This window comes from Chitinophaga sp. CF418, assembly GCF_900142925.1.
Lineage (GTDB): Bacteria > Bacteroidota > Bacteroidia > Chitinophagales > Chitinophagaceae > Chitinophaga.
In genome coordinates this window covers 20,918-35,272 of sequence record NZ_FRCN01000004.1, presented here as the reverse complement: position 1 = coordinate 35,272, position 14,355 = coordinate 20,918, and the positions used below count along the sequence as shown (strand labels likewise).

At 47.2% G+C, this 14,355-nt stretch carries 7 protein-coding genes; all 7 read left to right on the top strand.

From position 1 onward, the window contains the following. Window positions 1-45 precede the first annotated feature (45 nt). The 7 genes from F3I09_RS10305 (at window position 46) to F3I09_RS10275 (ending at window position 14,268) form a co-directional block, all read left to right on the top strand. On the top strand, window positions 46-2,151 hold the full coding sequence (locus tag F3I09_RS10305) for a DUF3826 domain-containing protein (protein ID WP_149694968.1): 2,106 nt from the start codon (window positions 46-48) through the stop codon (window positions 2,149-2,151). Beyond that, window positions 2,144-5,239: a DUF6298 domain-containing protein gene (locus F3I09_RS10300; protein WP_149694967.1), complete on the top strand. Its 3,096-nt coding sequence runs from the start codon at window positions 2,144-2,146 to the stop codon at window positions 5,237-5,239. Before F3I09_RS10305 ends, F3I09_RS10300 begins: the two co-directional genes overlap by 8 nt. Window positions 5,240-5,248: 9 nt before the next feature. Continuing rightward, entirely contained in the window at window positions 5,249-6,640 is a 1,392-nt protein-coding gene (locus tag F3I09_RS10295; protein WP_149694966.1) for a glycoside hydrolase family 140 protein, read from the top strand. Window positions 6,641-6,870: 230 nt separating this feature from the next. Next, entirely contained in the window at window positions 6,871-7,704 is an 834-nt protein-coding gene (locus tag F3I09_RS10290) for a glycoside hydrolase family 43 protein (RefSeq protein WP_223233205.1), read from the top strand. Window positions 7,705-7,736: 32 nt separating this feature from the next. Then, entirely contained in the window at window positions 7,737-9,584 is a 1,848-nt protein-coding gene (locus F3I09_RS10285; RefSeq protein WP_223233204.1) for an exo-alpha-sialidase, read from the top strand. After that, window positions 9,584-13,372: a family 78 glycoside hydrolase catalytic domain gene (locus F3I09_RS10280; RefSeq protein WP_149694963.1), complete on the top strand. Its 3,789-nt coding sequence runs from the start codon at window positions 9,584-9,586 to the stop codon at window positions 13,370-13,372. The genes F3I09_RS10285 and F3I09_RS10280 overlap by 1 nt, the downstream gene beginning before the upstream one ends. Further along, entirely contained in the window at window positions 13,369-14,268 is a 900-nt protein-coding gene (locus F3I09_RS10275; protein ID WP_223233203.1) for a sugar phosphate isomerase/epimerase, read from the top strand. Before F3I09_RS10280 ends, F3I09_RS10275 begins: the two co-directional genes overlap by 4 nt. Window positions 14,269-14,355 lie beyond the last annotated feature (87 nt).

The following is a 14,355-nucleotide window of genomic DNA, read 5'->3' as shown; positions in this document are numbered from 1 at the left end:
CTGGACTGTTAAAAAGGTTAAAGACCATTAAACTATCTGACTCGTATGAAACATTATCTCGCCGGAACTTTGCTTATCGCCGCCCTCGGCACGGCGCACGGCGCTTTTGCTCAGTATCCAACCATCCCGAAAGCAGTACAGGAGGTCAGTGATTCACTGCTGGAAGCAGCCAAAAAACATGCTGATGAGGCATGGGAGAAGGCTTTGCCTATCGTAAAACAGGAAGCCCGTCAGGGGAAACCTTATGTACCATTTGCCGCCCGTCCTACTGACCTGCCGCAGGCAACGATCCCTGCTTTCCCTGGTGCGGAAGGTGGTGGCGCCTACACCTTTGGCGGAAGGGGTGGAAAGATCTTTGTGGTGACCAGCCTTGCCGACAGTGGCCCCGGTACCTTGCGTGATGCCTGTGAAGCAGGTGGCGCCCGTACCGTTATCTTTAACGTTGCCGGTATCATCAAACTGAAGACGCCTATTATTCTCATGGCGCCATATATCTCTATTGCGGGACAGACAGCACCCGGCGATGGTGTCTGTGTAGCCGGTGAATCTTTCTGGATCAATACACATGATGTCGTGATCCGTTATATGCGTTTCCGTCGTGGCGAAACTACTGTGGGCCGCAGGGATGATGCCCTGGGTGGAAATCCGATCGGTAATATCATCATAGACCATTGCTCTACCAGCTGGGGCCTGGATGAGAATATCTCCCTCTATCGTCACATGTACAACCCGGGTGCAGGGTATCCGGAAGAAAAATTACCTACAGTAAATATCACTATCCAGAATACGATCTCTGCCGAAGCGCTGGATACTTACAACCACGCGTTTGGCAGCACATTGGGAGGAGAGAATTGTTCCTTCATGCGTAACCTCTGGGCTTGTAATGCAGGTCGCAACCCGTCTATCGGCTGGTTCAGCGTATTCAATTTTGTTAACAACGTAGTCTTCAACTGGAAACACCGTACCGTAGATGGTGGCGACTACCGTTCACAGTTCAATATTATCAATAACTATTTCAAACCAGGTCCTGTCACTCCTAAAGACGATCCTGTTGGTCACAGGATACTGAAACCGGAATCTGGCCGCAGCAAGCTAAAATACAGGGAATTCGGCCGCGCTTATGTAAGTGGTAACATCATGGATGGCTATCCAAAGATCACAAGTAATAACTGGGATGGCGGTGTACAGATAGAAGATATGGATAATGCCGGCGAATACCAGCCAGATATGCGTGTGGAAAAACCACTGCCTATGCCGCGTATGATGATCATGCCCGCAAAGGATGCTTATGAATATGTACTGGATAATGCCGGTGCTACGCTGCCTAAAAGAGATGCAGTAGACACCAGGGTAATAGAGCAGGTAAGAACAGGTAAGATCCAATATAAGGACAATACCGGTTCAAAGATCGGTAGCGAATACATCAAGCGACGCCTGCCGGAAGATTCTTACAAACAAGGTATCATTTACGATATCGCACAGGTGGGTGGATATCCTGAGTATAAGGGAACACCTTATAAAGATACTGACGGAGATGGTATTCCTGATGAATGGGAAACCCGCCATAAGATGAATCCTAAAGATGCAAAGGATGCAGTGCTGGATGCCAATGGTGATGGTTATACCAATATTGAGGACTTCCTGAATGATATCAAAGGAGAAAAGAAGAGTTACCAGATGATCGTGACTGAGCGTGCAGCAAAGATCGTTTCTTCGCTGGATATCAATGATGCGGGTAAGTCAATGCAGGTGCAGGATATCATTGCACAGCAGTATGTGGACCTGCATGATACCGAAGAGAAAAAGGACACGACAATGGTGCATCAGCTGCACGAACGTTACCTGTCGAAATTATCGTCTGTGCTGACCACAGAACAGGTAACAAAAGTAAAAGATGGTATGACTTACAGCATTCTGCCTGTTACCTACAATGCATACCTGCAGATGCTGCCACAGTTGACCAAACAGCAACAGCAGCAGATCATGACCTGGTTGGAAGAAGCACGTGAGAAAGCAATGGATGCCGGTTCATCAGAGCAGAAGCATGCATGGTTCGGTAAATACAAAGGCCGTATCAACAACTATTTATCATCAGCAGGTATTGATATGAAAAAGGCGGAAGCCGAATGGAAGAAACGCAGGAATGAATAGAAGATTATTAATAGCATGGATGGCCTGTTGCATGCCGGCACTGGCAAACGCACAGGTAAAGAAACCGAAAGCACCTTTGGCCCCCGTTTCATGGGAAAAAGGGCAACCGATATACCAGCAGGATGAGCGGGGAAACCGTGTCCCCGACTTCTCCTGGTGTGGTTATATGTCCGGAGATAAAGCATTGCCCCTGGCCCCTGTAAGGGTCAGGGTGCCTGCTATGAAGGAGGATGCTACCGCGAGGATACAGGCAGCGCTTGACTATGTGGCGGCTTTGCCGGCAGACAAAGATGGTATACGCGGAGCGGTGTTGCTGGATAAGGGAACATATGCTGTGAGCGGTAGCCTCCGTATTCATAGCTCTGGTGTCGTGCTGAGAGGAAGCGGAGACAGCACGGTGCTGCTGGCTACGGGTTATAGCCGTGACATATTGGTGCATGTAAGCGGCCGCAATGACAAACAGTTATCACCTGCCATCAAGCTGACAGATGTTTATGTGCCGGTGAATAGCGCTGTCGTGCATGTACCTGCTGGCACTACATTAAAAGTGGGAGATGATGTGGAGATAACAAGGCCCTGCACACAGGCCTGGATACAACAACTAGGTACCGCGCATTTCGGTGGCGGTATTACTACATTAGGATGGAAACCTGGTGACCGGGACATCCACTGGTACAGGAAGATTAGCAAAGTAGAAGGAAATACAGTAACCCTGGATGTACCACTGACCACTGCCTTAGACACTGCTTATGGCGGTGCTGCTATTGCCGTATACAAATGGCCGGGACGTATATCACAGGTGGGTGTGGAAAACCTGCATTGCCGTTCAGTATTTGATGCTAACAATCCTAAGGATGAAGATCATTGCTGGACAGCCATCGCAATAGAAAATACCACAGATGCCTGGGTAAGACGGCTCACTTTCGAACACTTTGCCGGTTCGGCAGTATCAGTCCTGGAAACTGGCCGCAGGGTGACGGTAGAGGATTGTATCTCTTTGTCGCCGGTGTCTGAGATAGGTGGACAGCGCCGGTATACTTTTTTTACTTCTGGTCAGCAAACCTTATTCCAGCGTAACTATGCCCAGTATGGGTATCATGATTTCGCAGCTGGCTTCTGTGCTGCTGGTCCCAATGCTTTTGTGCAATGTATGTCTGATATGCCTTACAGTTTCAGTGGGGCTATTGATAGCTGGGCATCTGGTCTGCTGCTGGATAATGTGATTGTTAACGGTCAGGCATTAGGATTCCCTGACCGCGGACAGGATGGACAAGGTGCAGGATGGACAGCTGCCAATAGTATGCTGTGGCAATGTGCAGCAGCCAGGATTGATTGTCCACGGCCTCCGGGCGCTAATAACTGGGCATTCGGCGCCTGGGCACAGTTTACAGGAGATGGGGAATGGTATAGTTCCAATGAATATGTTCAGCCACGTAGCCTGTATTATGCGCAACTGGCCGCCAGGTTGGGAGGGCAGGCTACGGCGCGTGCTTACCTGTTGCCTGAACTGGGAGATGCTTCCAGCAGTCCGACAGCTGCAGTAGCTGCCGACTTATCCCATCAGGCGATGCAACCTGCTGTTACGTTATATGAATGGATCAGACAGGCTGCACAACGCGAGCCTATTCCGGTAGATGCAGCAGGTGTGCGCATACAGGGAGAGGTGCAATCGCTGCAGGCATCCGCAGTAACAGGAACGAAAATAGTGAATGGATGGCTGGTGAATAATGGTGCCGTTATGATTGGTGATAGAAGGGAAGTGTCCTGGTGGCGTGGGAATATACGCCCTGATGGCATACAGGAAGCTACGCCGCATATTACCCGCTTTGTGCCGGGAAGAACAGGTACAGGTTTGACTGATGATCTGGATTCGGTATCTGCCTGGATGGAACGTAAACATATCGTAGCGATGGATCATAACTATGGTTTATGGTATGAAAGACGTCGTGATGATCATGAACGGGTGCTACGCCTGGATGGTGATGTATGGCCGCCTTTTTATGAGCAGCCTTTCGCCCGTAGCGGACAAGGCACAGCATGGGATGGTCTGAGTAAATATGATCTCACAAAATATAACCGTTGGTATTGGTACCGTCTGCAACAGTTTGCGCATCTCGCTGACCGCAAAGGACAGGTGCTGATCCATCAACAGTATTTCCAGCACAATATTATCGAAGCAGGGGCACACTATGCTGATTTCCCCTGGCGGCCTGCCAACAATGTAAATGCGACCGGCTTTCCTGAGCCGCCGCCCTATGCCGGTGGTAAACGTATTTTCATGGCGGAGCAATTTTATGATACTACCCATGCTGTAAGGAAACAGTTTCACCGCGCTTATATACGCCAATGCCTGGACAACTTCAGCAACAATCATAATGTGATCCAGCTGATAGGTGCGGAGTTCACAGGCCCTTTACATTTTGTGGATTTCTGGGTGGATGTGGTCAGCGCCTGGGAAAAGGAAAAACAGCAACATCCTGTGATCGGGCTCAGTACGACGAAAGATGTGCAGGATGCTATTCTGCAGGATCCTGCACGTTCTCCTGTGGTCGATCTGATAGATATTCGTTACTGGCATTACCAGACAGGTGGTACTACTTATGCTCCTGAGGGAGGTCAGAACCTGGCGCCTCGTCAGCATGCGCGCCTGCTGAAACCTAAACGGAGTGATGAAAAAGAAATATACCGGGCAGTCCGTGAATACCGCGATAAGTATCCCGGTAAAGCGGTGATCTATTCTGCCGATGGTTATGATAAGAACGGCTGGGCTGTATTCATGGCAGGAGGTTCTCTCGCCAATATTCCATCCATAGCTGTACCCGGTTTCCTGTCTGCCGCTGCTGTTATGCATCCGGCAGACATGCCGGGGTTCTTTGCCCTCGCCAACGATCATGGCGATTATATCATCTATACGCCAGGTGCAGCTGCTATTGATGTAGCAGGAGCTTCCGGTACTTTTAATGCTGTATGGATAGATGCCGCCAGCGGACAAACACTGTCAAACAAGAAGAATATTAAAGTTGGTACTGGTGATCCATTATCGACGCCACAACAAGGTGCGTTGGTATTATGGCTGGTACGTAAATAAAGACCTGTTATGCTGAACAAGACCTGTATTGTGACCTTTTGCCTGTTCATTTGTCTGATAGCCTATGCGGATGCTCAGCAGAAAAAGATGTTACCATTGCGTGTGTCTGCCAATGGAAGATATTTTGAAACTACTGATGGCAAGCCTTTCTTCTGGTTAGGGGATACTGGTTGGCTATTATTCACCCGGCTTACCCGGGAAGAAACGGAACAATATCTCACTGACCGTCAGCAAAAGGGGTTCAATGTTATCCAGGTGATGGTACTTCCCGGTGTTACTGCCGCTAATATTTACGGCGACTCTGCACTGATAAGCAAGAATGTTAGTCGTCCGTTGACTACTCCGGGCAATCAATTTGCTGATACTACGCAATATGATTACTGGGATCAAATGGATTTCGTGATTGCCAAAGCAGCGGAGAAAGGGCTGTATATGGCATTGGTGCCTGTATGGGGGAGTCCGGTTAAGGCTGGTCTTGTAACAGAAAAAGAAGCAGCTGCTTATGCGTCTTTTCTTGCGAAACGATATAAAGATTATTCGAACATTATCTGGATAAATGGAGGTGATATCAAAGGCAGTGATGCTATGAACGTCTGGATGGCTATTGGTAATACATTACACAGTGAGGATCCCGGACATCTTGTGACTTTTCATCCGCGTGGACGTACGCAGTCGTCCGACTGGTTTCATAACAGTTCCTGGCTGGCGTTTAATATGTTCCAGTCAGGTCATCGTCGTTATGATCAGGATACTGCTGCTGTTGATAAAAAATATGGAGAGGATAACTGGAAGTATGTAGCTACAGATTATAACAGGAAGCCTGTTAAACCTGTGATAGATGGAGAGCCTTCTTATGAGGGCATTCCTCAGGGCCTGCATGATCCGAAAGAGCCTTTCTGGAAGGATTGTGATGTAAGGCGGTATGCTTATTGGTCTGTGTTTGCCGGAGCTTGCGGATATACTTACGGACATAATGCTGTTATGCAGATGCATAAGCATGGTGATGGGCCTGGGGTGTATGGCGTACGTGAGTATTGGGATACGGCTATTAAGGCGCCTGGTGCCGGGCAGATGGTCTATCTGAAGAAATTGATCTGCTCGCGGAATTATGCTGACCGTATCCCTGATCAGTCACTGGTGGCGGATAATGCTACAGGATATAAACGTCTTTCTGCCACGCGGGGGAAAGATTATGCGTTTGTCTACACTTACACTGGTAGTAAGATCCCTGTGAATATGGGGCGGATTGCAGGTAGTCGTGTTAAAGCTTCGTGGTATGATCCGCGGAATGGTCTTGTTAGTGAGATTGGTGTTTATGCGAATAAAGGTGTGATGGTATTTGATCCGCCCGGAGAAGAACAGAATGGGAATGATTGGGTGTTGGTGATTGACAAGATGTGATTTTGGGAATACGCTTCCGGGGTGTTGATGATTGGTGGGCGTCCTGTCGTCAGCACCAACTCCGTTAGAAGTTGGGTGTTTGTTGCCCGGGGCGATAACCCTGGGGATTCATGTCCCCCCCGAGGGGCGCGAAGGATGATCAATTGAAATTCCCGTTTTAAATGAAACAATTCATCATATACATATTTGCATTCACATTGTTTGCGTGTCGCTCACGAAAAGAGGTCTACATGTTCACCTCATTCCGTGAGCCAGGTAAAGACGGATTGCACTTCCTATATAGCTACGACGGTTATAAATGGGGTAGCTTGCCCAATAGCTTTTTAACCCCGGTAGTAGGCAAGGATAAGATCATGCGGGATCCCAGTATTGTGAAAGGCCCTGATGGTACATTCCATCTTGTATGGACTACCAGCTGGAAAGGTGATAAGGGATTCGGATACACTTACTCAAGAGACCTGCAGCACTGGAAACCGCAACAGTTCATCCCTGTTATGGAGCATGAACCTACTACTGTAAATGTCTGGGCGCCCGAGTTGTATTATGATGACGAGGAAAAACAGTTTATTATCATCTGGGCATCTTGTTTACCCGGGCGTTTTGAGAAAGGGATAGAAGAGGAGAATAATAATCACAGGATGTATTATACGGTTACCAAAGATTTCAAAACGTTCTCTCCTGCGAAGTTGTTCCTTGATCCGGGTTTTAGTGTGATAGATGCTGTGATCGTGAAGACAGGTATACAGGATTATACCCTGGTATTGAAAGACAATACACGGAATGAGAGGGATCTCAAACTTGCTTTTGCTAAACATCCTTTAGGACCTTATAGTACGGCTTCTGCTGCATTTACCGGTAAGCTGACTGAGGGACCCACTGTATTGAAGAACGGCAATGAGTGGTTGATCTATTATGATGATTATGGGAATAAGAGATATGGTGCTGTTAGTACAACAGACTTTCACAACTTTAAAGACATCACCGGGCAGATCAGGGTGCCCGCAGGACATAAGCATGGAACTGTGTTTAAAGTTCGCCGGAAAATATTGAATCAGATCAAATGACCGACATGAGGAAGAGTGCAACGATATGCATTTTGAGTTTATTCTTAGGTACTGTTGCTAAAGCACAGGAAAGTATCCGCTATACAGGTAATACATTAGTGAATGTAGACTATCACCATGGACAATTGCGCCCGGCCATGGGAGTACATAGCATACAGATCATGCGCGCTAATAGGGAACATCCGGAGTTGGGAGATAATATGGGATGGACTTACAATCATGCACCTATGCTGGCGTACTGGAATAAGCGCTTTTATGTGGAATACCTGAGTGATGAGAAAGGAGAAAGTATACCTCCCGGACAGACGCTTTTACTTTCTTCTCAGGATGGTTACAACTGGGGAATGCCCGTGTTGTTGTTCCCTCCCTATAAGGTGCCTGATGGTACTATGAAGGAAGGACATCCAGGTGTGGCGAAAGACCTGATGGCAGTGATGCACCAGCGGATGGGATTTTATGTGTCAAAGAGCAACAGGCTGCTGGCATTAGGTTATTATGGCATTTGCCTGGATGCAAAGGATGACCCGAATGATGGGAATGGAATAGGTCGTGTGGTGAGAGAGATACTGCCTGATGGGAAGTTTGGGCCTATTTATTTTATCAGGTATAATAAAAAGTGGAATAAGGATAATACGTCATTTCCTTTTTACATCAACAATAAGGATAAGGGATTTGTGACTGCCTGTGATGAATTGCTCGCTACTCCCCTAATGATGCAGCAATGGAATGAAGAGGCAGATAGAGATGATCCACTGATCCCTATACATAAGGAATACAAGGCATTCTGTTACTATCACCTGCCGGATGGACGAGTAGTTGGTTTATGGAAGAATGCATTGACAAGCATGAGTAAGGATGAAGGACGTACATGGGGAACAGTAGCACGTGCGCCAGGATTTGTGAACAGTAATGCCAAGATCTGGGGACAACGTACTGCCGATAGAAGATATGTAACAGTGTACAATCCTTCTGAATATCGCTGGCCGCTGGCCTTGTCTGTAAGCCAGGATGGAATAGATTATACAAATCTACTGCTGGTGAATGGGGAAATCACTCCAATGCGGTATGGTGGTAATTATAAATCTTATGGTCCGCAGTATGTGCGGGGAATAGAGGAAGGGAATGGTACACCATCTGATAGCAATTTGTGGATTACTTACAGCATGAATAAGGAAGATATCTGGGTATCTGTAATACCGGTACCTGTTGTGGATAAAGCACCTGCGCATGTGAATGATGTGTTCCCGGAAATGAAGCCGGCTACTGCGTTGAAAGACTGGAATATCTATAGTCCGCGCTGGGCGCCCGTGTCTATCGGAGTAGTACCTATAGATGCACATTTATCTAATGGAACGCCTGCCACAAATGGAGAACCTCAGCTGGTGCTGGAAGATAAAGATCCTTTTGATTATGCGAAGGCAGAAAGACTATTTCCTGCTTCTTCAAAGCTGGCCGTGTCATTTATAGTGAAGGCTGAGCAAAATGATCATGGTTGTTTACACGTCGAATTACAGGATGGGATGGGAACGCCAGGGCTCAGGTTAGTATTTGATGCTGATAGTGTTTTTAAAGCGAAGGCAGGAGCCAGGTTTAAGAACTTCATGAAATATGTACCGGACAGTGTGTATAACGTGCGTCTCACTATTAATACTAAAAATCGCATTTACACTATTAATGTAAATGGAAAAGATGTATTGACCAGTTTAATGTTTGCGCCTGTGGATAAACTGGAAAGAATTGTATTCCGTACCGGTGAGCCAAGACATTTCCCTGATGCGGATACACCTGCTGACCAGGACTATGATCTGAAGCAGGCCGGCGAACAGGAATTCCGTACGGCGAAATTTTATATAAGGTCCCTCAAAACAGCTGAACTATAATGCGTGCATTCGTTTATATATTATTGACGATTGGTATTACTCAGACAATAATAGCCAATTTCCCGTACGATAGGCTTGTTGTATCTAAGTCAGGCGCTGTATCTCTGCAATATCTCCGTTGTGAGATGCTTGTCAATCCGGAGGGTATTGATGCTGTCCGTCCCCACCTCAGTTGGGAGATAACTGGTACAGGCCGTAATATCATGCAGACCGCCTACCAGATCCTGGTGGCATCTACTCCTGAAAAGCTGGCTGCCAATCAGGCGGATCTTTGGAATTCAGGAAAGATGATCTCCCGGAATAGCATTCATATATCCTACAATGGTAAAGTATTACAAAGCCGTCAGCAGTGTTACTGGAAAGTGAGAGTGTGGACAACTGCCGGTGAATCTGAATGGAGTAATGTCGGCTTATGGAGCATGGGACTACTGAATAAGTCCGATTGGAAAGCCAGATGGATAGGTGCAGATACCAGCTTTGCCTGGGATAGTGCCCATACTAAGTTTTCCCGTTTGTCAGCCCGCTATTACCGTAAATCATTTACAGTTAAGCAACCTGTTAAGCGTGCTATGGTCTATGTGGCAGGACCGGGCTCATATGAATTATATATAAACGGAAAACGTACCAGTACGGCAGTGCTGTCGCAATCGCCAACTGATTTCCGTAAGACAGTGAAGTATAATACCTATGATGTTACCAGTGCTTTGCAGAAGGGTGAAAATGTGATCGGTGCTGTATTAGGCAATGGACGCTTTTTTACTATGCGGCAGGCATATAAACCACATAAGATCACCACCTTTGGTTATCCCCGGTTATTGTTGCAGCTGGAAGTGGTGTATGCAGATGGAGCGCGGGATGTTATTGCCAGTGATGCAAGTTGGAAGCTAACTGCTGATGGACCTGTCAGAACAAACAATGAATATGATGGAGAAGAATATGATGCAAATAAAGAGACGCCGGGATGGAATGCTGCAGGCTTTAATGATAAGAGCTGGCAGCAGGTAGAAGTCGTACCTGCACCTGCTGGTATATTACAGGCGCAGATGAATGAGCCTATGCGGATCGTTGACAGGTTACGTCCTCTGTCTGTTAAAGAGAAACAATCAGGTGTATATATTGTGGACATGGGGCAGAATATGGTGGGTTGGTTGCAGTTGAAAGTAAAAGGGAAAAAAGGACAGCAGGTAGTTATGCGTTTTGCAGAAACGCTGAAGGCTGATGGTAGTCTTTATACGGACAATCTTCGTGATGCGAAAGTGACAGACATCTATACTTTGAAAGGAGAGGGGGAAGAGACCTGGTCGCCCGCTTTTGTGTATCACGGATTCCGTTACGCGGAGATCAGCGGTTATCCGGGAAAGCTGGAAAAGAGCGACCTCGAAGGACAGGTGATCAGTGATGATCTGGCGCATACTGGTACATTTGAAACATCTGATCCCACTATCAACAGTATTTATAAAAATGCATACTGGGGTATCCTTGGCAATTATAAGGGGATGCCATTGGATTGCCCGCAGCGCAATGAGCGTATGCCCTGGTTAGGAGATCGCGCTACAGGTGCTTATGGAGAAAGCTTTCTGTTTGATAATGCGAAGTTATATGCCAAATGGCTGGATGATATTGAACAGTCGCAAACCAAAGAAGGTGCTATACCGGACGTGGCTCCCGCCTACTGGAACTATTACTCTGATAATATGACCTGGCCGGGTACTTACCTGATGATCGCCAATACGCTTTATGACCAGTATGGAGATCTGCAGCCCATTGCGAGGCACTATGCATCCATGAAACAATGGCTGCATTACATGAAAACAAAATACCTGGTGGATGGTATTATGACGAAAGACAAGTATGGCGACTGGTGTGTACCACCTGAATCCAAACAGCTGATCCATACTAAAGATTCTTCCCGTATTACAGACGGTGCACTCATTGCAACAGCCTACTATTATCACTATCTGAATATGATGGCAAGGTTTGCCGGATTGTTGCATCAGCCATCTGATGTAGTGATGTTTAAAGCAAGGGCAGATAGTATTAAGACTGCTTTTAATAATCGTTTCCTGCATACAGATCATTACGGCAATAATACGGTAACAGCCAATCTGCTGCCGCTTTCATTCGACATGGTACCCACAGGCGTCCGCAGTCAGGTCTTTAAACATATTACAGACAGCACGCTGTTGAAGTATGATGGTCATATCAGCACCGGGCTTATTGGTACACAGTGGTTGATGCGCGGTCTTACTCATAGTGGCAGACCAGATATTGCCTACCAGATAGCGGCAGACAGGGATTATCCGGGCTGGGGATACATGGTGGAGAATGGTGCCACTACTATCTGGGAATTATGGAATGGTAATACCGCTGCTCCTGCTATGAATTCACACAATCACGTGATGCTGTTGGGAGACCTGCTGGTATGGTTGTATGAGGATATTGCGGGTATTAAAAGCGGTGCACCTGGATATAGTCAATTGGAGATGAAGCCTGTACTGGTTCCTGGCCTTGACTACGTGAATGCATCTTTCCATACTATGCATGGTGTGGTACATAGCAGCTGGAAAAAGGATATCGACAAATTTACGTGGAAGATCTCCATTCCTGTGAATACCACTGCCTCCGTGTATATACCCGCTCGTGCTGTGGCGGGTATACAGGAGGGTGGAAATCCCATTACCAGCATGAAAGATATCAGCTTCCTGAGAATGGAGGGTGATAGGGCTGTATATAAGATCGGGTCGGGTGATTATGTGTTTACTTCCGATCTGCAACTGCCCTGGAAGAAAGGTATTGTGGAAGATGAGTTCATCTTTGAAACAGCCCCTTTCCCTGAAAGCCATGCAGCTACACTGGCTGAAACGCCCAATGGACTGATAGCAGCATGGTTTGGCGGTACAAAAGAAAGAAACCCTGATGTAGGAATCTGGGTGAGTCGTAAAGCGGGTAATAAATGGACAAAACCCGTAGAAGTAGCGAATGGTATCATGTCGGATACAGAACGTGTAGCCTGTTGGAACCCTGTATTATACCAGGTGCCGGGCGGCGCATTACAGCTATTCTATAAAACCGGGAAAAATGTAGGAGCATGGAAAGGCTGGATGAAAACATCCGCCGACGGCGGACTGACATGGTCAGCTGCACAGGCATTGCCAGAAGGCTTTCTGGGACCGGTAAAGAACAAACCTGTTCTGCTGGACAATGGTGAGTTGCTTTGTCCGTCGAGTACCGAAGGAAAAGGTTGGAAAGTACATTTTGAATGTACTACTGATGGAGGTAAGACCTGGACAATGCGTGGTCCTATCAATGATGGTAAGACATTCAATGTTATTCAGCCAGGCGTATTGAAGCATGGCAATGGCAAATTACAGATACTCTGCAGAAGTAAGGAAGGTGTGATTGTGCAGTCATGGTCGGAAGATAATGGTAAAACCTGGTCTCCGCTCAGCGCTACTGCACTGCCTAACAACAACTCCGGTACAGATGCGGTAACGCTTGCAGATGGCAGACAGTTGCTGGTGTACAATCATGTAAAGACGCCAGCTGGTAAATCAAAAGGAGCACGTACGCCATTGAATGTGGCCGTGTCTGATGATGGTATCCACTGGTCTGCTGCCCTGGTGCTGGAAGGATCACCGGTAAGCCAGTATTCTTATCCTTCCGTGATACAGACTGCTGATGGTTACGTTCATGTAGTGTATACCTGGCGCAGGCAAAGGATCAGGCACGTGAAGATAGATCCGCGTGCTCTTGAATTGAAACCTATAAATAATGAGCAATGGCCATGATGGGGAAAACTGGCAGACGTCGCTTCCTGGGCAACGCCGCTTTACTGGCAGGAGGATTATTACTACCGGAAATGGTGCTGGCAGCCTTTAAAAAAGACCCAAGATACCGGGTGGCGGTATGTGACTGGATGATCCTGAAACGTCAGAAATTAGGCGCTTTTCAGCTTACAAAGGATATCGGTGCTGATGGCGTGGAAGTAGATATGGGAGGATTGGGCAACCGTCCGACCTTTGATAGTAAACTATCTGATCCTGTTGTACGCCAACAATTCCTGGATACGTCTAAGTCGCTCAGTATAGCGATCAGCTCTATTGCTATGTCAGGCTTTTACGCACAATCTTTTGCAGAAAGACCGGAAGCTGAAGTGGAAAAGATGGTACAGGATTGTATCGATACCATGGTGCAGATGAATGTGAAAATTGCCTTTCTGCCTCTGGGTGTGCAGTGCGATCTGGTAAAACGTCCTGAACTGTGGCCGGTGATCGTGCAGCGGTTAAAAACTGTGGGCGCGAACGCAGAAAAGGCAGGTGTGATCATTGGGGTGGAAACAGCACTGCCAGCTACTGAGGAAGTAAAGTTGCTGGATGAAACAGGTTCTCCTGCAGTAAAGAGTTATTTCAATTTTTCCAATGCCCTGCAGGCAGGACGTGATCTGCACCAGGAATTAAAGGCCCTGGGCGCTAAACGCATCTGTCAGATCCATTGCACTGATACAGATGGTGTATGGTTGCAGAACAATCCGCGCATCAATATGAAGGAGGTGAAGCGCACGCTGGACAAGATGCACTGGAGTGGGTGGCTGGTAATAGAACGTTCCCGGGATGCGAATGATCCCCGGAATGTAAAGAAGAACTTCAGTGCGAATGCGGCTTATATGAAGTCTGTATTTCAGTAAAGATGCAGCCGGTATGTCAACACTCCGCCGGGAAAGGTCTGTCTGCAGGAAGTGTTAATGGTCTTGCCAGCCAGGAATTTTTTCACA